15 protein-coding genes and 1 pseudogene are annotated in these 22,471 nt (G+C 71.9%); 6 read left to right on the top strand and 10 right to left on the bottom strand.

Translation table 11 applies throughout. The features are described 5' to 3' along the window. The 7 genes and pseudogenes from FHP29_RS16150 to mfd form a co-directional block, all read right to left on the bottom strand. Positions 1-619: pseudogene (locus FHP29_RS16150) on the bottom strand (glycoside hydrolase family 65 protein); the annotation flags it as partial. Continuing rightward, positions 619-1,632, bottom strand: coding sequence for a carbohydrate kinase family protein (locus FHP29_RS16145; protein WP_139623912.1), 1,014 nt, complete (start codon positions 1,630-1,632; stop codon positions 619-621). The pseudogene FHP29_RS16150 and the gene FHP29_RS16145, both read right to left, overlap by 1 nt. A 1-nt stretch (position 1,633) precedes the next feature. Then, positions 1,634-3,124 carry a sugar porter family MFS transporter gene (locus tag FHP29_RS16140; RefSeq protein WP_240044547.1) on the bottom strand — a complete coding sequence of 497 codons (1,491 nt, stop codon included), beginning with the start codon at positions 3,122-3,124 and terminating at the stop codon, positions 1,634-1,636. A gap of 88 nt (positions 3,125-3,212) precedes the next feature. Beyond that, on the bottom strand, positions 3,213-4,373 hold the full coding sequence (locus FHP29_RS16135; protein ID WP_139623910.1) for an ROK family transcriptional regulator: 1,161 nt from the start codon (positions 4,371-4,373) through the stop codon (positions 3,213-3,215). Continuing rightward, entirely contained in the window at positions 4,373-5,020 is a 648-nt protein-coding gene (locus tag FHP29_RS16130) for a nucleoside triphosphate pyrophosphohydrolase (RefSeq protein WP_240044546.1), read from the bottom strand. Before FHP29_RS16130 ends, FHP29_RS16135 begins: the two co-directional genes overlap by 1 nt. A gap of 10 nt (positions 5,021-5,030) precedes the next feature. Further along, positions 5,031-5,747: a hypothetical protein gene (locus FHP29_RS16125; protein ID WP_139623909.1), complete on the bottom strand. Its 717-nt coding sequence runs from the start codon at positions 5,745-5,747 to the stop codon at positions 5,031-5,033. Positions 5,748-5,749: 2 nt separating this feature from the next. Next, entirely contained in the window at positions 5,750-9,325 is a 3,576-nt protein-coding gene (gene mfd, locus FHP29_RS16120; RefSeq protein WP_139623908.1) for a transcription-repair coupling factor, read from the bottom strand. A 188-nt stretch (positions 9,326-9,513) separates the two neighbouring features. Here mfd and FHP29_RS16115 point away from each other — a divergent pair, with 188 nt between their 5' ends. Genes FHP29_RS16115 through FHP29_RS16105 form a run of 3 tightly spaced genes read left to right on the top strand, consistent with a single transcriptional unit; the run spans position 9,514 to position 14,836 of the window. Then, entirely contained in the window at positions 9,514-11,556 is a 2,043-nt protein-coding gene (locus tag FHP29_RS16115) for a response regulator (protein WP_139623907.1), read from the top strand. Positions 11,557-11,588: 32 nt separating this feature from the next. Beyond that, positions 11,589-14,462 (top strand): hybrid sensor histidine kinase/response regulator, encoded by a 2,874-nt coding sequence (locus tag FHP29_RS16110; protein WP_139623906.1) that lies wholly within the window; start codon positions 11,589-11,591, stop codon positions 14,460-14,462. Continuing rightward, positions 14,459-14,836: a response regulator gene (locus FHP29_RS16105; protein ID WP_139623905.1), complete on the top strand. Its 378-nt coding sequence runs from the start codon at positions 14,459-14,461 to the stop codon at positions 14,834-14,836. Before FHP29_RS16110 ends, FHP29_RS16105 begins: the two co-directional genes overlap by 4 nt. Positions 14,837-14,852: 16 nt before the next feature. Here the strand turns inward: FHP29_RS16105 and FHP29_RS16100 are convergent, their stop codons facing one another. Next, entirely contained in the window at positions 14,853-16,184 is a 1,332-nt protein-coding gene (locus FHP29_RS16100) for a serpin family protein (protein ID WP_139623904.1), read from the bottom strand. A 112-nt stretch (positions 16,185-16,296) separates the two neighbouring features. Here FHP29_RS16100 and FHP29_RS16095 point away from each other — a divergent pair, with 112 nt between their 5' ends. The 3 genes from FHP29_RS16095 to FHP29_RS16085 are packed head-to-tail and all read left to right on the top strand — an operon-like array spanning position 16,297 to position 21,000. Next, positions 16,297-17,532, top strand: a complete 1,236-nt coding sequence (locus FHP29_RS16095; RefSeq protein ID WP_158296596.1) for an ABC transporter substrate-binding protein — start codon at positions 16,297-16,299, stop codon at positions 17,530-17,532. After that, positions 17,529-18,257 carry an ABC transporter ATP-binding protein gene (locus FHP29_RS16090; RefSeq protein WP_139623902.1) on the top strand — a complete coding sequence of 243 codons (729 nt, stop codon included), beginning with the start codon at positions 17,529-17,531 and terminating at the stop codon, positions 18,255-18,257. Before FHP29_RS16095 ends, FHP29_RS16090 begins: the two co-directional genes overlap by 4 nt. A gap of 4 nt (positions 18,258-18,261) precedes the next feature. Next, a complete protein-coding gene (locus FHP29_RS16085) occupies positions 18,262-21,000 on the top strand; it encodes a branched-chain amino acid ABC transporter permease/ATP-binding protein (protein WP_139623901.1) in 2,739 nt (912 codons plus the stop codon). Here FHP29_RS16085 and FHP29_RS16080 read toward each other — a convergent pair. Further along, positions 20,987-21,868 carry a TIGR03619 family F420-dependent LLM class oxidoreductase gene (locus FHP29_RS16080; RefSeq protein WP_205014186.1) on the bottom strand — a complete coding sequence of 294 codons (882 nt, stop codon included), beginning with the start codon at positions 21,866-21,868 and terminating at the stop codon, positions 20,987-20,989. The genes FHP29_RS16085 and FHP29_RS16080 overlap by 14 nt on opposite strands. A gap of 56 nt (positions 21,869-21,924) precedes the next feature. After that, the gene (locus tag FHP29_RS16075) at positions 21,925-22,371 is read right to left on the bottom strand and encodes a DUF3817 domain-containing protein (protein ID WP_139623900.1); all 447 of its coding nucleotides are present in this window, start codon (positions 22,369-22,371) and stop codon (positions 21,925-21,927) included. Between the last annotated feature and the right edge of the window lie 100 nt (positions 22,372-22,471).

Here is a 22,471-nt window from a genome sequence, read left to right as displayed (position 1 = left end):
CCAGACCACCGCGCTCCCCCGCCTCGCGGGCCAGGGTGCGCAGGTGCTGGGAGCGCGCCCACTTCTCCCACCGCCGCTCGGGTGGCAGCACGGGCGCGCCGAGGTAGAGCGGGAGCCGGTCGAGATTGCGGCGCTCCGCGTCGAGGCCGGTCACCACGGTGATCTCGGCGTCCTGATCGAGCGCGGTCACCTCGACCCGGAGGGCGCACACATCGCGGTCCGCCATGCTGGCCAGCCGGGCGGTCACCAGGCGCACCGCCCCGGCCGTGGGATGCGTGAAGGTCGTGGACCGGGTGAGCAGGCCGGTGCGCAGGTCGAGCACCCGCTCGTGGTCGAGCACCTCGAGGGTGTCGACGTCGAGGCGCCGGCCGTCGATCCAGACCTCGGTGCACAGCCAGTCGGGGAGGTTGACCAGGTCGACCACCGGAGAGTCGTGGGCGTCGTACACGCCGGCCAGGTAGGTCCCCGACAGCGCCCCCCGATGGCCCTCGTCGAGGCTGGCCCGGGTGCCGATCCGGCCGTTGCCGACGGCCATCACGGTCTCGTGGTAGCTCGCGCGGGCGATGTCGAAGCCGGACTCGCGCAGCTCCCACACGGCCTTGTCCGCGTCGGCGGCCATCACCCGACGACCGCGCCGTAGGCGGCCTCGATCTGCGCGGTCGTGGCCGCAAAGTCGCGGTAGACGCTGAGATCGGAGCCGGACGCGCGCTGGGCGCCCATCGCGTTGCCGTAGCGCACCGCCGCGACGAAGTCGCCGGTCAGCAGGTGGCCGAACGCCATGCCCGCGGCGAACGAGTCGCCGCAGCCGGTGGTGTCGACCACCTCGTCGATCGGGATCCGCGGCACGAGGTGCTCCTCGAGCTCGCCGCCCTCGCCGTTGAAGTAGACCGCGCAGCCGCCCTCGTCGAGGGTCACGCAGACCGCCTTGACGCCCTTGCTGATGCAGTGCGCGGCGAACTCGGGCAGCTGCTCGACCGGCAGCGGAGCACCGAGCAGGGCCGGATCGCCGCCCGGGGGCGGGAACCAGCTGCAGCCGGCCTCCTCGAGGTTGAGCTTGAGGATGTCGATGTTGGGCAGCCAGGTGTCGCGATCGATCCACAGCCGCGGCATCCGGATCCCGCCCGGGGACAGGCTCACCGTCGGGCCGTGGCCGTCGAGCATGATCGTCCCCTTGCCGAACTGGCGCAGGAAGGCGAGCGTGCGCGAGGGCACCTCGTAGTCCGTGATGGGCACGCAGACGAACGCGTCGGCGTCGATCACCGGGGCGATGTCGTCGGGCATGATCGGATGCATGAACCCGGTCTGCGACTCGTTGCGGACGTTCTGATCGACGAAGGTCAGCTCGACCACGTCGCCCCGATCGGTGTGGGAGCGGATCATCGAGAGGTCGACGTTGCCGAACTTCCCGAGGATCTCCTTGATCGGCCCCTCGTCCTTCTGCCGCACGTGGACCACCGGGATGACGACGTCGTCGGGGTCCAGCAGCGAGGACAGCGCCGCCGCGGTGTAGAGCACGCAGCCGTACTTGTCGAACACCTCGCCGCGGTGCGTGACCACGTGGTCGTGCGGGATCGGCCCGAGGACGGCGACCTTGCGCGGCCCCTTCTTCGGGGTGTCCGTCGCGGCGGCCATCTCAGTGGCCTCCGAGGACGGGCGCGGGGTTGTCGGGGTCCATGTCCTCGAGCGCCTTGCCCTTGGTCTCGTTCACCATCTTCAACACGAAGACGAGGCTGAGCACCGCGAACATGGTGTACATGCCGTAGGAGAACGGGAGGGAGAACTTCGCCAGCGGCGGGAACGACACCGTGATCGCCCAGTTCGCCGCCCACTGACCGGCGGCGGCCAGCGACAGCGCGGCTCCGCGGATCCGGTTCGGGAACATCTCGCCCAGGAGGACCCACGTGACCGGGCCCCACGACATGCCGAAGGCGACGACGAACAGGTTGGCGGCGACCAGCGCGATCGGCCCCCACGCACCCTCGAGGCTGACGTCGGAGCCCGACCCGGTCGCGTTGGCGAAGCAGAGGGCCATCGTGCCCAGCGTGACGATCATCCCGGTCGAGCCGACGAGCAGCAGCGGCTTGCGGCCGACCCTGTCGATGAGCGCGATCGCGATCAGCGTGGTGGCGATGTTGAGGAACGAGGTGAACACGCTGATGCCGAACGACTGGCTCTCGTCGAAGCCGACCGCCTGCCACAGGGTGTTGGAGTAGTAGAAGATCACGTTGATGCCGACGGCCTGCTGGAAGATCGACAGCAGGAGGCCGACCCACACGATCGTCAGGACCTTGCCGTTCGAACCCTTCAGGTCCCGCCACGACGGCTTGGTCTCGCGCTCGAGGGACAGCCGGATGCGGTCGATCTTGATGTCGAGGTTGGTCTCGCCCAGCAGCTTGCTGAGGATGACGCGCGCCTCGGGGATCTTGTGGTTCATGATCAGGTAGCGCGGCGACTCGGGGATGGTCGAGGCGAGGACGCCGTACACGAGGGCGGGGATCGCCATCGCGAGGAACATCCAGCGCCAGGCCTCCCAGCCGAGCCACAGGTCCTCGCCGGCGCCGCCGGCCATCTCCGCCAGCAGCCAGTCGACCAGCAGCGAGGCGAAGATGCCGAGCACGATCGCGAGCTGCTGCAGGGAGCCGAGTCGTCCCCGGATCCGTGCCGGCGAGGTCTCGGCGATGTACGCCGGTGCGATGACCGAGGCGACGCCGACACCGAAGCCGCCGATCACCCGGCCGAGGACCAGGATCTCGAGGTTGGGCGCCCAGCCGGTGACGAAGGCGCTGAGCAGGAAGAGCACCGCGGCGATCTTCATGACCTTCAATCGGCCGATCCGGTCGGCGATGCGGCCGGCGAGCATGGCCCCGGCGGCCGCGCCCAGCAGCGCGGAGGCGACGGCGAACCCGAGGACGGCCTCCTTGACGTCGTACTCGTGCCGGATCGACTCGACGGCGCCGTTGATGACCGCGCTGTCGTAGCCGAAGAGCAGGCCGCCGAGGGCGGCGACGGAGGCGATCCGGATGATGCCGCGGCCCGACCCCTCCTCGTCGTCGTAGATGGATGGGGTGTCCGCGACCGGACCGTCGTGAGCCATGATGACCTCCGAGCAAGTGATGGTGGTCACATTGTTAGTGGCCCGACGCGCACGCTGGCAACAACTGTTGGCGGGTCAGCCGAGGAAAACGCCCCGGATCGTTCAAGCAATGAACACGTCAGCGCGGCTGGACGAGGTCGAAGGCCAGCGCGATCCCGCCCAGCAGCGGCGCCCGAGCGCCCAGGTCCGTGGTCACCAGTTCGAGGCGCTCGACCGCGCTCGGGATCCCGAACCGGTGCACGACCGGGCGGATGGCGTCGAGCAGCAGATCGCCGGCCTGGGCCATCTCGCCGCCGATCACGACGATCTGCACGTTGAGCAGGTTGCACAGCGACGCGATCGACCGGCCGATCTGGGCGCCGGCGTCCTGCAGCACCCGAGTGCAGGCCGCATCGCCCTCCTCCGCGAGCGCCGCGACCTCCGCGAGGGTGATCTCCCGGTCCTCGCCGAGCACCGGGCGCAGCGCCTCGACGATGGCGCGGGCCGACACGAGCGTCTCCAGGCAGCCGCGGTTGCCGCAGCGGCACATCGCGCCGTGCTCGTCGATGGTCGTGTGCCCGATCTCCCCCGCGGTGCCGTCGCGTCCGCTGAACAGGGCCCCGTCGATCACCAGCCCGGCGCCCACGCCCTCGGACAGCTTGATGAACACCAGGCTCTCGATCTCCTGGTGGCGGCCGTGCCCCCAGCGGTACTCCGCGAGCGCGCCGAGGTTGGCGTCGTTGTCGACCGCCACCGGTCGTCCCAAAGCCTCGGTCGCGAGTTCGACGACGGCGACGCCGCGCCAGCCGGGAAGGATCGCCGGCGAGCCGACCCGACCCGTCCTGCGGTCGATCGGCGCCGGCAGGCCCATCCCGATCGAGACCAGGTCGTCGAGCTCCACCGACGCGTCCTCGAGAGCCAGATCGAGCAGGCGGCGAGCGACCTGGAGCCCCTCCCGCGCGTCGATGTGGCGCTCGAGCCGGAGCCGCCGCTCGGCGAGGATGCGCGGACTGTCGTCGGCGATGGCCACGGTGACGTGGCGGTGGCCGTAGTCGATGCTCGCCGCGACGCCGGTGCGCGGCAGCAGGCGCACCTGTCGGCGACCCGCGGACTCCTCGGTGGTCACGGTGCCCTCGCGCTCCAACTGGCGCACGATGTTGGAGACCGTGGCGGGAGCGAGGCCCGTGGCCCGGGCGAGATCGGCCTGCGAGCGGGCCGTGCCGGCTCGCAGCGCGGCGAGCAGGCGCGCCCGGTTGGCCTCACGCAGAGCGGCCTGCGATCCCGGTGAGCGCGCGTCCATCAGCGGTCCTCGCCCTTCTCGTCCCTGACGTCCAGGGCGCGTACGGCGTCGCGCAGCGCCTGCTCCGGGTCGACGCCCGCGGCGCGGGCCTCGGCGACGAGCCCGAGCAGCCGTCGGCCGAGGTCGTCGCCCGGCCCGGCGGCGGGCAGCGGCGGCAGCCCGCTCCGGTCGCGACGCACGAGCACCTTGTCGGCGTACAGCAGGGCGGGGAGGGCGGACGGCAGGTCCTCGGGACGACCGGTCCGCTCCACCGCCTTGATCCGCTGCCAGCGCTCGTCGACCTGCTCCGCGGTCAGCTCCTCGACAGCCTCGTCGCTGCCGAAGACGTGCGGGTTGCGCCGGCGCATCTTCGCGGTGATGCCGCGGGCGACGTCGTCGAGGTCGAAGTCGCCGCGCTCCTCCGCGATCACGGCGTGGAAGACGACCTGCAGCAGCAGGTCGCCCAGCTCCTCGGCCAGGTGGTCGTAGTCCCCGCCGGTCTCCGCCTCGTCGATGGCGTCGACGGTCTCGTACGCCTCCTCGATCAGGTAGCGCACCAGGGAGCGGTGGGTCTGCTCCTGCTTCCAGGGGCACTCGGCGCGCAGGCGCCGCATCACCGTGACGAACTCGGCGACCGCGGCCGTCGGAGCACCCGCCTGATCGGACACGGCTCGGGGATCAGCCCTGGGGCACCGCCGCCGGAGCCGCGGCGGGCCCGCAGCGCTGGTCGGCCGGAAGCTTCGCGACCTGTGCCGGCGTCATCTCCGCCGTGCCGGAGGCGGCCTTGGCCTCCCCGCTGACCGGCACCGAGAGCGGGTCGCCCCCGAACGCACCGGTCCGGGCGTCGTACGAGCCGAAGACGGGGTTGAAGGTGACGTCGTGCTCGTCGAGCCAGTCGGTGATCAGGGTGATGCCCGCGGAGACCGCCTCGTCGCCCTCGGCATCGGACTCCGCGGCACCGAGCTGCTCCACCGGGTCGCTGAGCCGCTGCCTGATCCAGGTCAGGAACTCGAAGGTCTCGTAGTTGTCGTCGTCGATCGTGCCGAGCGCGTCCCACGAGTCGTGGACGGCGCTGCTGGCGACCGGGCCGGTCGGCAGATCCACGCCGTGCTCGGGCGCGAGGTGCTCGACCGCGATCGCCTGGGTCCAGCCGATGGCGAACTGGGCGCGGATCAGCGCGGTCGGCGCCGGCTCCGCCTCGGGGTTGGCCGCGCGCAGCGCGCAGTAGTCCTCGACCGCCCGGTCGATCTTGCCGAGCGAGAGCTGCCGGCCCTCGACCTCGGCGGCCACGCCCGGCTTCAGCTCGTGGTCGCTGACCCCGCAGCCGGTGGCGAGCAGGGCGACGGCCGCGAGGGCCGCGGCTGCGGGAACGAACGCCGGGACGGTCGGGCGCACACTCACTCCTTGGGGTCGATGACCGAGTCGATGACGAGTCTGGCCCATTCAAGCAGGGCGATCCCCTCGAGGGGGGTTCCCGTGCGGCCGGGGATGCCGGGGCGGGGCACCAGGATCGACTCGAGCTGGTGCTTGACGATCGACTTCGGGTAGAGCCGGTTGAGCCGGATGGTGCGCGACTCCGGGAGGACGACGGGGTGGAAGCGGACGTTCTTGCCGACGGTCGTGATCTCCTTGACCCCGGCCTGGCGGGCCCGGGCGCGGAAGCGGGCCACGAGGAGCAGCGCCGCGACCTGCTCGGGCGGCTCGCCGTAGCGGTCGCCGAGCTCGGCGGCGATCTCGTCGACGTCGGCGTCGGCGCGGACCTCGGCGAGGCGCTTGTACATCTCCAGGCGCAGTCGCTCGCTGGGGATGTAGTCGTGCGGCAGGTGGGCCTCGACCGGGAGCTCGATGCGGACCTCGTCGAGCTGCTCGGGGACGTCTCCGTCGCTGCGGAAGTCGCGCACCGCCTCGCCGACGAGCCGGACGTAGAGGTCGAAGCCGACATCGGCGATGTGGCCGGACTGCTCGCCGCCGAGCAGGTTGCCGGCGCCGCGGATCTCGAGGTCCTTCATGGCGATCGCCATGCCGCCGCCGAGATCGGAGTGCTGGGCCAGCGTGGCGAGCCGCTCGTGGGCGGTCTCGGTCAGCGGCTTCTCCGTCGGGTAGAGGAAGTAGGCGTAGGCCCGCTCGCGCGAGCGGCCGACGCGACCGCGCAGCTGGTGGAGCTGGGAGAGGCCGAGGGTGTCGGAGCGCTCGATGATCATCGTGTTGGCGTTGGACACGTCGATGCCGGACTCGACGATCGTCGTACACACCAGGACGTCGAAGTTCTTCTCCCAGAAGTCGAGCATCACCTGCTCCAGCTGGTGCTCGCCCATCTGGCCGTGGGCGGTCGCCACCCGCGCCTCGGGCACCAGCTCGCGGATCTTCGCGGCCGCCTTCTCGATCGAGCTGACCCGGTTGTGGATGTAGAACACCTGGCCGTCGCGCAGCAGCTCGCGCCGGATCGCGGCGACGACCTGCCGGTCCTCGTAGCCGCCGACGTAGGTCAGCACGGGGTGCCGCTCCTCGGGCGGCGTGGTGATCGTCGACATCTCGCGGATGCCGGTGATCGCCATCTCCAGGGTGCGCGGGATCGGCGTCGCGCTCATCGAGAGCACGTCGACCGAGGTGCGCAGCCGCTTCATCGCCTCCTTGTGCTCGACGCCGAAGCGCTGCTCCTCGTCGACGATGATCAGGCCGAGGTCCTTGAACTTCGTGTCGGCGTTGAACAACCGGTGGGTGCCGACCACGACGTCGACGGTGCCGTCGGCGAGGCCGGCGATGGTCTCGGCCGCCTCCTTGTCGGTCTGGAACCGGCTCAGCGGCTTGAGGTTGATCGGGAACCCGCTCATCCGCTCGCTGAAGGTGTCGAGGTGCTGGTTGACCAGCAGCGTGGTCGGCACGAGGACGGCGACCTGCTTGCCGTCCTGGACCGCCTTGAACGCCGCACGCACGGCGATCTCGGTCTTGCCGTAGCCGACGTCGCCGCAGATCAGCCGGTCCATCGGGACGGTGCGCTCCATGTCGGCCTTGACCTCGTCGACCGTGGTCAGCTGATCGGGGGTCTCGTGGAACGGGAAGGCGTCCTCGAGCTCGCGCTGCCAGGGGGTGTCGGGACCGAACGCGTGGCCCTGCGTGGCCTGCCGGGCGGCGTACAGCTTGATCAGCTCGGCGGCGATCTCGCGGACGGCCTTGCGGGCGCGGTTCTTGCGCTTGGTCCAGTCGCCGCCGCCGAGCCGGTCGAGGCTGGGCTGCTCGCCGCCGACGTAGCGAGTGACCTGGTCGAGGGTGTCGGCCGGCACGAAGAGGCGGTCCGGCGGGCCGCCGCGCTTGGACGGGCCGTACTCCAGCACGAGGTATTCGCGCACCGCGCCCTGGACCTCGCGCTGCTTCATCTCCACGAACCGGCCGACTCCGTGCTGCTCGTGGACGACGTAGTCGCCCGCCTTGAGCTCGAGCGGGTCGATCTGCCGCTTGCGACGCACCGGCATCGCGCCCTTGTCACGGGTGGAGGCCTTGGCGCCGACGATGTCCTCGCCGGTGAGGACCACGAGACCGCGCGTGGTGTCGACCAGGCCGTGGCCGAGGTTGCCGCAGGTGACCGTGACCACCGCCGGGTCGAGCACGTGACCGGCCGGGAGGTCGTCGACGAGACGCGCGGGGACGTCCTGCTCCCCCAGCGCCTCGACCATGCGCTGCGCGGGACCGTGCCCGACGTGGACCACCGCGACCGCGTGACCCTCGGCCCGCCAGCGGGTGATGTCGGCGAACGCCTTGGCGACGTCGCCGCGGTACGACGGCGCGGGCGACAGACCCTGCCCCGAAGCACCGTCCTCGGACATCTCCTGGTGCTCTTGCCCCGGGACGATCGCAGGGTCGAGGCCGAACGGGCTGAACGTCCACCAGGACTGACCGCGCTCGCGCGCGTGGGCCCGGACGTCGGCCAATGACTGGTAGGACGCCGCCTGGAGGTCGACCGGCGCCTGCCCGCCGACGGCCGCGGTCGCCCAGGAGGCCGCGAGGAACTCCTCGCTGGTCGCCACGAGGTCGTGGGCACGGGCGCGGGCCCGCTCGGGGTCGAGCACCAGGATCCGGGTGTCCTCGGGCAGCAGGTCGACGAGCAGCTCCAGGTCGTCGACGAGCGCGGGGATCAGCGCCTCCATGCCCTCCACGGCGATGCCCTGGGCGAGCTTGTCGGTGATCTCCAGCAGCTGCGGGTGCTTCTTGCCGAGCTCGGCCGCCCGTGCCCGGACCTCGTCGGTCAGCAGCAGCTCGCGGCACGGCGGCGCCCAGAGCCGGTCCACCTTCGTGATGGTGCGCTGATCGGCGACCGCGAACGAGCGGATCTCGTCGACCTCGTCGCCGAAGAACTCCACGCGCAGCGGGTGCTCCTCGGTCGGCGGGAACACGTCGACGATCCCGCCACGGACCGCGAACTCGCCGCGCTTCTCGACCAGGTCGACGCGGGAGTAGGCCGCGCCCACCAGGCCGGCGACGACGTCCTCGATCTCGGCGGTGGCGCCCACGACCAGCTCGACGGGCGTGAGGTCGCCCAGACCCTTGACCTGCGGCTGCAGCACGCTGCGGACCGGTGCGACCACCACCTGGACGGGTCCGGTGGCCGGCCCGCCCGTCGAGCCTGTCGAGTCCCCCGGGTGGCAGAGCCGGCGCAGCACCGCGAGCCGGCGGCCGACCGTGTCGCTGCGCGGGCTCAGGCGCTCGTGCGGCAGCGTCTCCCAGCTCGGGTAGTAGGCGACCCGGTCGGGATCGACCAGGTCCCCCAGCTCGGCGACCAGCTGCTCGGCCTCGCGGGTGGTCGCCGTGACGACGAGGACCGGCCGCCCGGCCCGTGCCAGACCGGTCGCCAGGAACGGCCGCAGGGCCTCCGGACCGGTGAGCTCCCCGGTCGGCCGGGTGCCGTCGAGGGCACCCGCCAGCGCGGCGGACAGCGCCGGATCGGCGAGGACGGCATCGGCGAGGCCGGCGAGACTCACGAGGACACACCTTCGGTCGGGAACACGACGAGCGCCCCCGGTCGAGCGAAGACCGGGGGTGTACGGAGCAGCCTACGGCGTGCCGCCGACCGCGGGGCCGGGTCGGTCGACGACCGGCCGCGCGGATATCCGTGAATCCACTGACCGCATCCCTCACATCGGTCCTCGGACGTGCCGATAGGTGGTCCATGACGACCCGGGACCTGGACGCCACCGGCGGCGAGGCGCGTACCGCCATCGAGGCGGTCTGGCGACGCAACCGGGAAGCCGCGCTCACCCGCGTGGCCGTGCTGGAGGAGGCGGTGGCGGCGCTCACCGAGAACCGGCTCTCCGATGAGCAGCGACGTGACGCCGAGCGTGAGGCGCACCGGCTCGCCGGCAGCTCGGGGACGTTCGGATTCCGCCGGGCCTCCGACACCGCACGGCGTCTCGAGTCGGTCCTCACCGGAAGCGGGACCGTTGCCGCCGACCGCATCCTCGTGGCCGCGGAGGAGGTGGTCGCTCTGCGCTCCGAGCTCGAGAGCGACCCGGCGGCCGTGACGGGTCAGGAGCCGTGGACCGCATCCGGCGGAGTGGGGCCCGAGCGAGACGAGCGCCCCCGTCGACTGGTCGTCGCCGTGGGCGAGGAGGGGCTCCGGCACCGGATCTCCGCGGCTGCGCAGGCCCGCGGTTTCGAGGTGGTCGCGGTGAGCCACCTCGACCAGATGCCGGCCGGCATCGACGCACCCGTCGCGGCGCTGGTCGACCTCGGGCTCCCCGAGGACGCCGGCGTACGTCTGATCGGCCAGCTGAACAACCCGCATGCCCCTGCCCCGGCGCTGGCGCTGACGCCGACGGGCCAGTTCTGTGATCGCGTGGAGGCAGCAAGAGCCGGTGCCTGCGGCTTCCTCGGCCTGGCGGCGCCGCCCGAGGAGATGCTCGACGCGGTGGAGGAGATGCTCAACCGCACCCGCACCGCCGATACGACCATCCTCGTCGTCGACGACGATCCCGCGGTCCTCGGCGCCGTCGACGCGGTGCTGTCCGTGGCCGGCATGAGAGTCGTCGGCCTGGAACGGCCGACGGACTTCTGGACGGCTCTCGGACAGGAGCGTCCCGACCTGGTCATCTTGGACCTGGACATGCCTCGGGTCCGCGGTGACGAGCTGTGCCGGGTGGTTCGCGCCGACCCGGACACGGCCGGCCTGCCGATCCTGTTCCTCACCGCACAGACCGATCCGAGCACCGTGGGTGCGGCCTTCGCTGCAGGAGCCGACGACTTCGTCGCAAAGCCGTTCGGCGGCCCGGAGCTGCTCGCCCGCGTCCGGAACCGGCTCGAACGCACCCGACTGCTCCAGGCATTCGCCGAGACCGACCCGCTGACCGGAGTGGCGAACCGGCGGCACGCGGAGTCCGACCTCCAACGACTGCTCGGCCTGGCCGCGCGACAGGGGCAGCCGTTCTCGATCGCGATGATCGACCTCGACCGCTTCAAGCAGGTCAACGACTCACACGGCCACGCCGTGGGCGACACCGTGCTGCGGCGTGTCGGCTCCCTGTTGCGCAGCTCCTTCCGTGGACAGGACGTGGTGGCGCGCTGGGGCGGGGAGGAGTTCCTCCTGGGGATGTACGGCATGGCCCGCGATGACGGCGTGCAGCACATCGCCTCCATCCTGGAGACGCTGCGGTCCGACCAATTCGTCACGCCGTCGGGCCGCCCCCTGTCGGTGACCTTCAGCGCCGGGGTGGCCACCTATCCCGACGACGCCGCGACCGTTCACGGACTGTGCGGTGAGGCGGACAACGCCCTCTATCGCGCCAAGCGGCGCGGAGGTGACCGGATCCTGCCTGCCGCTCTGCCGGATACCGAGAAGGACGTCGACGTGGTCGTGGTGGGGGACGACCATGCCGGCTCCGAGCTGTTCGGGCATGCGCTCACGACGCGGGGCTACAGCTTCCAACACCTGGCTGAGGGCCGGTGCGCCCTCGAGCAGCTCGCCGGCGACCCGCCGTCGCTGAGTGCGCGCGTCGTCCTCCTCGACGTCGACCTTCCCGGTCTCGACGGCCTCGCCTTCCTGCGACAGATGGCCGCGGCCGGAACCCTCACCCATACCAGGGTCATCATGCTGAGCGCCCGCGCCAGCGAGCGCGAGGTCGTGGATTCTCTCGAGCTCGGCGCCTTCGATCACGTCGCGAAGCCCTTCAGTGTGCCTGTCCTCCTGCAGCGCATCCGTCGAGCCTTCGCATCCTGATGATGTCCGATCCGATTCGATCAGGGGTTCTCATGTCTCGGGTACAAGGCTCTGAGTGGGCACCGCTCCGGGCGGCGGCGATCGGGTGCGTGGTCGTCGGCCTCGCCCTGGCGACCTTCGGCCAGATGGACGTCGGTGGCCAGCAGTTGAAGCGTGCCGTCACCGACGCCGGCTTCGTCGTCTTCTCGGTCTTCGCGGCGTCGGCGTGCTTCCGGGCCGCGACGTTGCGTCCCTCGCGTCGACGGCTGCCTTGGTGGCTGCTGGGCGCGGCGGCGACCTGTTACGCGGTCGGGAACGGGATCTGGTTCTACTACCAGGTGCTGGCCCCGGAGACCCAGACCTATCCCGGGCCGGCCGACGTCTTCTTCGTCGCGGTGGTGCCGTTCGCTGTCGCCGGGATGCTCACCCTGCCCCGCCGTGCTCTCTCGCCGGCAGCGCGCGTCCGGGCCGTCGCCGACGGCGCCATCATCGGAACGGCGCTGTTGTTCGTGAGCTGGATCCTGGTGGTCGGACCGTTGCTGGCGCAGCTGGGACAGACGAGCTGGGCCTACCTGGCGGTGTACCTGTACTACCCGTTGACGGACATCGTCATCATCTCGATCGCCACCACGCTGGCGGTGCGCGCGGCCGGGCGGGAACGCCTCCCGTTGCTGTTGGTGGCCGCGGGCTTCGTCTCCATCGCCTGTGCCGACACGGGCATCAGCTATCTCGCCCTGCAGGGCAGGGAGGCCGCCGGCAGCGGGCTGGATCTCGGCTGGACCTTCGGCTACATGCTGCTCGGCCTGGCGGCCCTGTTCCCCGTCTCGGACGAATCGGGTGAGGATCACCGCGCCGATCCCCGGGCGCTGGTGCGCGAGCTCCTGCCCTACGTGCCGGTCGCGGTGGTGCTGGCGACCACCGGGGTCAGGCCGGGGCTGCTCACCGACAAGGTGCTCGTCGGCCTCCTGGTCGCGACCGTGATCCTGCTGGTCGTCCGGCACATGCTCACGCTGGCCGACAACATCGGGCTGACCGGCGACCTCGAGGACCGTGTGCGGCAGCGGACCCACGAGCTCGAACAGCTCACCCGCAGGCACAGGTCGATCCTCGACTGCGCCGGCGAGGGAATCGTCGGCTTGGATCGTTCCGGGCGGCTGACGTTCGTGAACCCGGCGGCCGCCGCGCTGCTCGGAGACGATCCCGATGAGCTGGTCGGGGCCTCGTTCCACGACCTGACGCAACCCAGGGACGTCGACGGTCAGCCGATTCCCGCGGACGTCGATCCGGTGGTGGGGGCCCTGGCCGACGGACAGGTCAGGGCGGTGGGAGACGGGACCTACCGGCGTACCGACGGCACGGACTTCCCGGTCGAGCTGACGGTGGCGCCCGTGCGCGGCGGCGAGGAGGTCACCGGCGCGGTGGTGATGTTCCGCGACGTGACGGAGCGCCGGGCGGTGGAACGGATGAAGGACGAGTTCGTCTCGGTCGTCAGCCACGAACTGCGTACTCCACTCACCTCCCTACGAGGAGCGCTCGGCCTCCTGCACGGCGGGCTGCTTCGCGAGGCCCCGCCCCAGGCCCAGCGGATGGTGCATATCGCGGTGGAGTCGACCGATCGGCTGATCCGTCTGATCAACGACATCCTGGACGTCGAGCGGCTGGCTGCCGGCAAGCTCGCCCTGCACCGACAGATCTGGCCGGCCGCAACCCTGATCGGCCGTGCGGTCGCGGAGATGCGTGGACTCGCTGCCCAGACCGGCGTCCGTCTCGAGGTGGGCGCCGCCGCAGGGTCGGTCGACGCGGATGCCGACCGAATCGTGCAGACGGTCGCGAACCTTCTGTCCAACGCCATCAAGTTCTCCCCGGCGGGCAGCACCATCCGCGTCGCAGCCGAGGCGCACGACAGCGAGGTGCTCCTCAGCGTCAGCGACCAGGGTCCCGGGATTCCGTCCGACCAACAGGAGGCGATCTTCGGGCGCTTCGCCCAGATCGACGCCTCGGACACCAGGGAGAAGGGAGGATCGGGGCTCGGCCTCGCGATCTGCCGTGGCATCGTCGAGCAGCACGGCGGCCGGATCTGGGTGCAGAGCGACCCGGGTGCCGGAGCCACCTTCCGCTTCACCCTTCCCAGGGTCGAGCGCTCCGTCGAGCCCCCTGCATCACCCGAGACGGACGACTCGGTGCCCACCGTGTTGGTGTGCGAGGACGACGCTGCCACCCGCGCGGTGATCATCGACCTGCTTCGTTCGCACGGCTACAACGTGATCGGGGCGGCGTCGGGCGAGGAGGCGCTCGCCCTGGCCGCCAAGAAGGCACCCGACGCGGTGCTGATGGACCTGACGCTTCCGGGCGTGGACGGATGGTCGGCGATCGCCGCCATCCGTGCCGAGGAGCGGACCCGCGACGTGCCGGTGCTGATCGTCAGCGGCAGCGAGCCCGGACCGGCCCCCACCCCTGTGGCGGCCTGGCTGTCCAAGCCGCTCGACGTCACCGCGCTCCTCGCCTCCCTGCAGGACGTCATCGGCGCCGGAGCCGCGCGGCCATGCGTCCTGATCGTCGAGGACGACCCCGCACTCAGCCGGGTGCTGAGCGCGCTGTTCGCCGAGCACGACGTGCTCACGGTGCATGCCGACAGCGCGCGAACGGCGCTCCGGCTGAGCCGGGATCTCGCGCCGGATCTGCTGCTTCTCGACCTGCTGCTGCCGGACAGCGACGGCTTCGACCTGGTGGACTGGCTGCGGGGGGATCCGCGGCTGTGCCGTGTCCCGCTGGTCGTCTACAGCGCCCTGGACCTGGACGAGGATGACAAGCAGCGACTTCGGCTGGGTCCCACCGAGTTCTTCACCAAGACCAGGACCAATCCGGAGGAGGTCGAGCGACAGGTGCTGGAACTGTTGGACACCGTGGTCTCCGGAGCGGTGCGATGAGCCCCCGGGTCCTGGTCGTCGACGACGACGACGCCATCCGCGAAGTCGCCCAGATGAGTCTCGAGCTCGTGGCCGGATGGCAGGTCGTCGTCGCCTCGAGCGGCGAGGAAGCCGTCGACATCTGCCTCGCCGACCCGCCGGACGCCATCCTGCTCGACGTGATGATGCCGACGATGGACGGGCCCACCACGTTCGCCAGACTTCAGGCGCACACGCGGACTCGCGACGTTCCGGTGGTCCTGCTGACCGCGAAGGTCCAGGCGGCGGAGCGACGCAAGTGGGAGCAGCTCGGAGTGGCGGGAGTGCTGGCCAAGCCGTTCGATCCCCTGCTGCTGCCCGGGGAGGTGGCGGAGCTGCTCGGCTGGACGAGCTGAGCAAGGTTTGCCACCGTCACTGCGCCGTCGGATCGCTCACCCGGCCCACGAACAAGGGCGTGCCGTGCTCGACGTCGTGGACCACGAAGAGGAACGGCCGGTCCACCACGAAGGGCACGGCGACCGGTGCGGCGGTCTCTGCCACGATCACGGCGGTGGCGGCGGCGGCCTCGGTGCCCTCCTCGTCGACCGCGACGAAGCCCTGGTGCACGACGTCGGCGACGACGAGTGAGAGGTCCTCCTCGGTCATCGGGGTGAAGTCTGCGTCGTCGCCGAAGGCGGCGGGCATGCCGAGCGCGATCAGCGGCTCCTTGAGCGAGGCGCCGGCGCGGAAGGACCACCGCGGCAGGGTGAGGTCGACAGCGGTCGGCTCGCCCGCGGCGATGAACGCCGCGAAGCCGCCGGACCGGACGCTCTCCTCGACCCGGTCCAGGCCGCCCTCGTCGGGCAGCACCACCGTCATCGCGAGGTCGCGGCCCGCATACGGGAGCGCGACGGACTGCCAGCCGTCGCCGCGGGCGAGGGAGGCGTGGAGACCCGAGCTGCGCATCAGATCCGCGTCGACGACCGAGCCGTCGGCTCGGTGGAAGGGACCCGCGCTGGTGAGTCCCTTCTCGAACGGCTCCTCCCACGGAGCCTTGAGGTAGATCGCGTTCACCAGCACCAGCCGGGTCGACGGGTCGACGGCGCCCTTCGGGACGAGGTCGACGATCCGGTCGTGGGTCTCGTGCTCCACCCAGGCGTTGATCGCGGTCCGCGCCCGCTCGACAGCCGCTTCGAAGTCGACCGTGCGCAGGCCCGCGCCGTACTCCTTGGCGAGGAGATCGAGGAAGTCCGCGGCCCACGCGACGTCCCGCTGCCCGAACAGCTGGTTGGCGGTGCTCAGCGCGAGCTCGGCCTTCGAGCCGTCGGCGCGCTCCTGCCGGCCCGCCAGCCCCTCGACGTGCGCGGCCAGCGCGTTGACGCCCTTGTGCCAGCGGTCGCCCAGATCGCCGACGCCCAGAACCGTCCGCATCTCGTCGGCCGTGGTCCCGGCGGCGCCGGTGAGCGTCATGCCGAGGGCGACGAGCACCGAGTACGGCGAGAGGACCAGGTTGCCGCCGTCGGCGGTGGCCGCGAGCTCGCCGTACAGACTCCCGGCGAAGCCGTCGAGACCGGCGACCACGCCGTCCAGCAGACTCGGGTCGCCGGCCGCGCGGCGCACGTCCGAGGAGACCAGCTCGATTCCCTCGATCTCCTGCGGGCGCCTCGTCCGCGGACGGCCCGCCCCACCGCACCCGGCGAGGCCCACGACGGCCGCGGCGGCGAGCGAGAGCTGGAGGGCGTTGCGGCGGGCGAGAGCGATCATGACCGGTACGACGCGCGGCCGGCCGGCGCGGTTCCCTGGCGGTGCCGGGACCTGTCGCACTCAGTGGGACAGGTCGGCAGGGGCGGACCGGCGCGGACCTACGTTCCGCGCTATGACCAAGATCACTCGATGCCGCCTCGGCGGCCTCGCGACCACCTCCGTCCTGATCCTGACCCTCACCGCGTGCGGTGGCGGCGACGACGGCAAGGACGACTTCACCAAGCCGAAGCAGAACGCGGACGTCACTTTCTCGGGTGACCCCATCAAGGTCATGACCTTCACGCCCTACGACACCGACACCATCAACTTCAAGGCGGCCCTCGACGTCGCCGAGGGTGCCCGCGTCGCCATCAACAACGACGGCGGCATCAACGGCCACGAGCTGCAGGTCGTTCCCTGCAACGAGGGGGCCGACCCGAACAAGGCCGCCGCCTGCGCGCGCAAGGCGGTCGACGAGGGCGTGTCCGCCGTCGTCGGCGGATTCAGCGCCAACGGCGACACGATCCTGCCGATCCTCGAGAAGGCCGGCATCCCCTGGATCGCCCCGCCCGTCATCAGCGCGGCGGAGCTGACCAGCAAGTTCAGCTACCCGATCGTCCCCGGCGTCATCGCCCAGGCCGGTCTGGCCGCGCGCGCCGCCCAGGACGACTGCGACACGATCGCCTCGGTCCAGTACGACCTGCCCTCGGCCGACTCCGTGAAGAAGCTCGCCGACCTCGGCCTGGCCAGCGAGGGTCACGGCCCGGCGAAGATCCTCCGGGTCCCGCCGACCACCACCGACTTCAGCAGCGTCGCCCAGGAGGTCAGCGAGTACGACTGCGCCGTGATGTCGCTCCCCTCGGGCCCGCTCGTCGGCGTGGCCACCGCGGGCGCCAGCCTCGGCAGCAAGACCAAGTTCTACGCCTTCCCGGGCACGCTGACCGACTCGGCGATCAGCCAGGCCGCCGGCACCCTCGACACCGCCGTGACCCTGTCGCCCTTCCCGCCGGCCAGCGACGGCGTGTGGGACGACGCCAAGAAGGCGGTCGGCCCGATGACCGACGAGGAGAACGGCGGCTGGTCCTACATGTCGTACCAGAGCACCTGGGTCGGCTACCAGCTCCTCGAGAGCGTCCTGAAGGACAGCGACGACGTCACCGCGGCGGGTGTGAAGGCCGCCTTCGACGCCGCCTCCGACGTGGACGCCAAGGGCTTCGTGCCGGCGCTGGACTTCACCCAGGAGTTCCCGGCGCCCAACCTGAACCGGGTCTTCGACCGCCAGGTCGTCTTCCTGGGCATCGAGGACGGCGAGCTCACCCAGGACGGCGACTACGTCGACCTGAGCGGCTCCCTCACCCCGGCGTCGTGACCACCGCGGTGCAGGCGCCCGCCGGCCGGGTCGAGCAGGACGGGCCGGTGGTCGTCGAGGCCACCGGCCTGGTCGCCGGGTACGCCGGGACCCCGGCCGTGCACGGGATCGACCTGAGCGTGCGCGCCGGTGAGATCCTGGCGCTGCTCGGCGCGAACGGCGCCGGCAAGACCACGACCCTGCTGTCGCTGGCCGGCGAGCTGGCACCGATCTCGGGATCGGTGGCCGTCCTCGGCGACGCTCGTCGGCGGCGCCTGCACCAACGGGCCCGCGCGGGCCTGGGCTTCCTCACCGAGGAGCGCTGCGTGTTCATGCAGCTCACCGGCTGGCAGAACCTCAAGATCGGGCAGGGCCGGCCGGAGCGGGCGCTCGACTACTTCCCCGAGCTCGAGCCCCACCTGTCCAAGCGGGTGGGGCTGCTCTCGGGCGGCCAGCAGCAGATGCTCGCGCTGGGGCGGATCCTCGCCGCCGAGCCGCGGGTGCTGCTCGCCGACGAGCTCTCCCTGGGCCTGGCCCCGCTCGTCGTCGAGCGGCTCCTGGCCGCCGTACGCCGGGCCGCCGACGACGGCGTCGCCGTGGTGCTCGTCGAGCAGCACGTGCGCCAGGCGCTGGCGGTCGCCGATCACGTGCACGTCCTGCGGCGCGGCCGCATCGTCCTGTCCGGCCCCGCGGCCGACTTGCGCGACGACGCCGAGCGCATCGCCGCCACCTACCTGAGCGAGTGACTCCATGACCGAACTGCTCCGCTACGCCCTCCTCGGCCTGGGCACCGGCGGCATCTACGCCCTCCTCGGCCTCGGACTCGTGGTGATCTACCGCGGTTCGGGCGTCATCAACTTCGCCCACGCGGGCTTCGCGCTGGTCGGCGCCTATCTGACCTACGAGCTGCAGACCGTCCACGGTCTCGGGCTCGGGCTGTCGCTCGGCACGGCGGTCCTCGCGACCGCTCTGCTGGGCGTGCTCACCCATCACCTGGTGCTGCGACCGCTGCGCAGCGCGAGCCCGCTGGCGCGGGTGATCGCCACCCTCGGCATCCTCACGATCCTGACCGAGGCGATCCAGCTGAAGTACGGCGCGCAGCAGCTGCGCACCGAGTCGCCGCTGCCCAACGAGGCGGTCACGGTGACCGGCGACGTGGTGGTCGGCCAGTACGCCTTCTGGCTGGTCGGCATCGCCGCGGTCGTGACGCTCGCCCTCACGCTGGCGGGCACCCGCACCAAGGTGGGCTACGCGATCTCGGCCGCGGCCGAGAACTCCCGCGGAGCCGCGGCGCTCGGCTGGGCGCCCGACCTGCTGGCCAGCATCACCTGGGCGATCGGCGGGGGGCTCGCCGCCCTGGCCGGTGGCCTGTTCCCGTCGACCACCTTCGGCTTCATCTCGCCGGTCCCCTTCGGCGTCCTCATCATCGGCGCCCTCGCGACCGCCCTGTTGGGCGGCTTCCGGTCCTACCCGCTGGCCCTGCTGGGCGGCCTCGCCCTCGGCGCCGCGCAGTCGGCGACCCGGCACTGGACCGACCAGACGGGCGTCTCGGACGCCGTCCCGTTCCTCGCGATCATCGTCGTGCTGGTCCTGCGCGGTCGCGGCCTGCCGCTGCGCGGCACCATCACCGACCGTCTCCCCCGCGTCGGCACCGGCCGCGTCCGACCGGGTCTGGTGGTCGTGCTGGCCGGCGGCGCGCTGCTGTGGATCGGCCTCGGCGCGTCCGTCGACTGGTATGCGCCGACCATCATCAGCACGACCTTCGCGCTGGTCGGCCTGTCCGTGGTGCTGCTGACCGGGTACGCCGGCCAGCTGTCCATCGCGCAGTTCGCGCTCGCCGGCATCGGCGCCTTCGCCGCCGGGCGGCTCGCGGTCTTCCACGGCTGGCCGTTCGAGCTGGCCCTGGTGGCCGGCGTGGTCGTCGCCATGCTGGTGGGCCTGCTGTTCGGCCTGCCGGCCCTGCGCACCCGCGGCGTCAACCTCGCGGTCGTCACCTTCGGGCTCGGCTTCGCCGTGCACCAGATCGTGTTCAGCAACAGCGACTACACCGCCAACGTGACGCCCCGCGAGGTCCGCCTCCTCGGGATCGACATCGAGCCGATCGACCACGCCCGCAACTACGCCCTGGTCTGCCTGGTCGCGCTGGTCCTGGTGTCGCTGCTGGTCGCGAACGTGCGCCGCGGCCGCAGCGGGCGCCGCCTGCTCGCCGTACGCACCAACGAGCGCGCGGCGGCGGCGATCGGCGTCAACGTCTTCGAGGCCAAGCTCTACGCGTTCACCCTCTCCGCCGGCATCGCCGGCCTCGGCGGCGTGCTGCTGGGCTTCAGCTACGCGACGATCCTCTACCCGCAGCTGTTCCAGCCGGGCGCGTCCATCACCGTGCTCGTCTCGACGGTGATCGGCAGCACGGGCTACCTCGCCGGACCGTTCATCGGCGCCATCTCCGCGCCGGGCGGCCTGATCACCCTGCTCGGCGGGAACGGGCCGGCGACGGCCTCCGCCGCCCTCCAGGACGGCACGACCTGGCAGTCCTTCCTGCCCCTGGCCTCCGGCCTCGTCCTCATCCTCACCCTGATCGCCAGCCAGCACGGCGTCGCGGAGTCGATCGACGCCTCCACGCGCGGCCTGCGCTCCCGGATCCCGGGCCTGCGCCCCGCCAAGGCGGCACCGCTGCCGGCGACCGAGCGGAGCACCGTCGCGCCGCGGTCGCTGGAGGTCCGCGGGCTGACCCAGCGCTTCGGCGTGTTCACCGCGCTCGACGACGTCTCCCTGACGGTCGCGCCCGGTCAGGTCGTCGGTCTGCTGGGCCCCAACGGCGCCGGCAAGACCACGCTGATCGACTGCGTGAGCGGCAACAACCGGCTCAGCGGCGGCACGATCAGCTGGGACGGGCGCGACGTGACCCGCTGGGCGCCGTACCGCCGCGCGCGGGCCGGTCTCTCCCGCTCCTTCCAGTCGCTCGAGCTCTTCGACGACCTGACCGTGCGCGAGAACCTCCTCGCCGCCGCCGACCGGCGCGACCGGCTCGCCTACCTGACCGACCTCGTGCACCCGGGCCGCTCCCGGATGCCCGCCACGGTCGTGGCCGCGGTCGAGGAGCTCGGCCTCGCGCCGCTGCTCGACACCCGCGCCGAGGACCTCTCCTACGGCCAGCGCCGGCTGGTCGCGATCGCCCGCGCCGTGGCGAGCAGCCCGTCGGTGCTCCTGCTCGACGAGCCCGCCGCCGGTCTCGACGAGACCGAGAGCGCCGAGCTCGGCCGACTGGTACGACGCCTGGCCGACGAGTGGGGCATGGGCATCCTGCTCATCGAGCACGACGTCGCCCTGGTCCTCGAGAACGCCGACCGCGTCGTCGTCCTGGACTTCGGCCGCGTCATCGCCGAGGGCGCGCCCGCCGAGGTCCGCACCGACCCGGCCGTCCGGCGCGCCTACCTCGGCGAGGAGGCAGCGCCGGAGGCCGAGGCCGGGTCGCCGGTCAGCGTCGGATGATCTCGGCCGCGAAGCGGCGTACCGACTCCAGACGGGTCTCTCGATCCGTGGCGGCGTGACCCTGGAAGCGCCACGGGTTGAGCCACACGTCGGTCGCACCGGCCGCGGCGAGGTCGTCGAAGCCGGCCGCGTCGCTCACGCCGACCGGTGAGACGCACACCGAGAACGGACCCTCCGTGCGGCCCTCCTCGGCGCGCAGCTCGTTGAGCCGTGCGATGACCGCGGGCAGCTCGGTGGCCGGGAGGTTCGCGGAGATCCAGCCGTCGGCGAGCCGTGCGGCCCGGCGCAGGGCCGGCTCGGTGTGCCCGCCGACGAGGATCGGCAGCGGGCGCTCGGGCGCCGGGGAGACCATCAGCCGGTCGAAGTCGTAGTGCTTGCCGTGGAACTCCGCCCACTGCGGCCCGCCGCCGGGACAGATCGCGCGCAGGATCGCGATCGCCTCGTCGGTGCGCGCCCCGCGGGTCCGCATGTCGGTGCCGGTGAACCGGAACTCCTCCGGCATCCAGGAGAGGCCGACGCCCAGCTCGAGCCGCTCCCCGGTGAGGACCGCCAGGGTGGCGATCTGCTTGGCCAGCAGCAGCGGCTCGCGGATCGGGACCTTGAGCACGGAGACGCGGAACCTGATCCGCTCGGTCACCGCCGCCAGCGCGGCGATGGTCACCAGCGGGTCGGGCATCTCGGTCTCCGCCGCCCACATCCGCTTCCCGTCCCCGGAGTAGGGATAGTCGGCGGAGACCTGCTCGGGGAAGAAGACGGAGTCGGGGACGCTGATCGCGTCCCAGCCCGCCGCCTCGGCGGCGCGGGCCAGCTCGGGGAGGTCGCCCGTGGGCACCATCCCCACGGACAGGGTCCAGTTCAGTTCACTCATGGCGCGAGCCTCATGGCCGCACCGGTCACCCGCGAGCGCGCTCCCGCTGATCGGGATCAGGAGCCGGGCGGGCCCACGACCAGCGCGGCGCCGGTCAGCACGGCGACGGCGACGAGCCCGACGCCGAGTCCGCGCAGCGGGTTGGTGAGCAGCCAGCCCACGACCCGGTCCGGCAGCGAGCCGGTGGCACCGGCCGGCAGCCGCCAGCCCTCGCCGAGCCAGCCGCGGCGCACGGCCCACCACTCCAGCGGCAGGGTCGCGAGGGGCGGTACGGCGGCCACCAGGGCCAGCAGGCCGCGGCCCGCAGACCAGCGGCGGTCCACCCAGACGACGACGGTCGTCACGACGTAGGCGACGAACACGACGCCGTGGAGCATGCCGAAGATCCGCACGCCGGTCTCGTTCTCCGCCGGCCCGTACTTGAGGAACATGCCGAGGAGCAGTCCGGTCCAGGTGACCGCCTCGGCGACCGCGACGGTGCGGAAGAGCCGAGCCGGGCTCACTGAGCGTCCTCCTGGGCGATCTGGGCCTTCCACTCGCGGAAGGTCTCCTCGGTGCGGCCCTGCTTCCAGTAGGCCGAGATCGACACGTCCGCGCGCGGCA

Source organism: Nocardioides albidus, from assembly GCF_006335005.1.
GTDB classification, from domain to species: Bacteria; Actinomycetota; Actinomycetes; order Propionibacteriales; family Nocardioidaceae; genus Nocardioides; species Nocardioides albidus.
Note: the sequence above shows the minus strand (reverse complement) of the source record. Positions and strands in the feature narration are given on the sequence as shown.